At 57.5% G+C, this 1,052-nt stretch carries 1 pseudogene; it reads left to right on the top strand.

The window, feature by feature from the left end:
• Positions 1-215: 215 nt before the first annotated feature.
• Positions 216-1,052 (top strand): annotated as a pseudogene (locus ACFQND_RS12255) (methyl-accepting chemotaxis protein); the annotation flags it as partial.

A 1,052-nucleotide genomic window follows, 5' to 3' on the forward strand; every position in this document is an offset into this window, starting at 1 on the left:
CAGGGCAAACGTCCGGCGGCTGCCAGCAGTAGCAAGCCAAAAAGCGCCCCCAAGCAGCCACCAGCGGCCAAGCAGGCGATTGCCGCACCGGTTGCTGGCGGGGATTGGGAAACGTTTTAAGCCGGGCTTGCCCGCCAAGGGCTTGACACTTTGAAGGGACGCCTCCGCAGCTGATGCGGGGGCGCACCCACGTATGAACCAAATGAAAGATGCACGTGAAACTTAGAACCAAGATGATTGTGGTGATGGCGCTGGTCTGCGCCTGTTTCACATTGGCCATTGGTGTGGCGCTTGTTGGCATGCAAAACGCCAAAAGTCGATTCGAGATTTTTCTGGCACAAGACCAGGCGCTGCTTCAAGCGGGCAGCAATCTTTACGCACAAGGTCTGCAAATGGGTCAGGCGCTGCGCAATATCGTGCTGGACACGTCCAATAAAAAGGCTCATGAGAACCTCATGACGGCCGGCAGCGAATTCAAGAGCTCGCACGCTGCTGCATTAAAACTTGCAAGCGCAGACGCGCCCGCCCTGGCGATCTTGCAGAAGGTGGGTGTCCTGCGGGAGAAACAGGCCCTGCTTCACACCAGGATTGTCAGCCTTTCCCAAGGGGACATGAACGCAGCGATGACGCTGCTGAACACCGAGGAAACGCCGGTTTGGCGTGAAATACGCGAACAGTTGCAAGCCTTCATCAAGGACAAAAATGCAGCCGCCGACAATGCCGAATCAGAGTTGCGGGCCGCCACCCACAAAATGCTGGTCATCAGCCTGGTGATGGCTCTGGTGGCCATCCTGCTGGGCGCTGGCGTGACATTTTGGTTGACCCGCAGTGTGATGAAGCAACTTGGTGGCGAGCCGGATTATGCGGCCGGCATTGCCACCAGCATTGCTGCCGGTGATTTGTCGGTGGATGTCAAAACCCAGCCGGGCGACACATCCAGCCTGCTGTTCGCCATCCAAAGCATGCGTAACAGCCTGTCCAAGGTTGTTGGCGAAGTGCGTCATGGCACAGACACGATAGCGACAGCCTCAAGCCAGATAGCCTCAGGCAAC

Source organism: Polaromonas aquatica (assembly GCF_042659145.1).
GTDB classification, from domain to species: Bacteria; Pseudomonadota; Gammaproteobacteria; order Burkholderiales; family Burkholderiaceae_C; genus Polaromonas; species Polaromonas aquatica.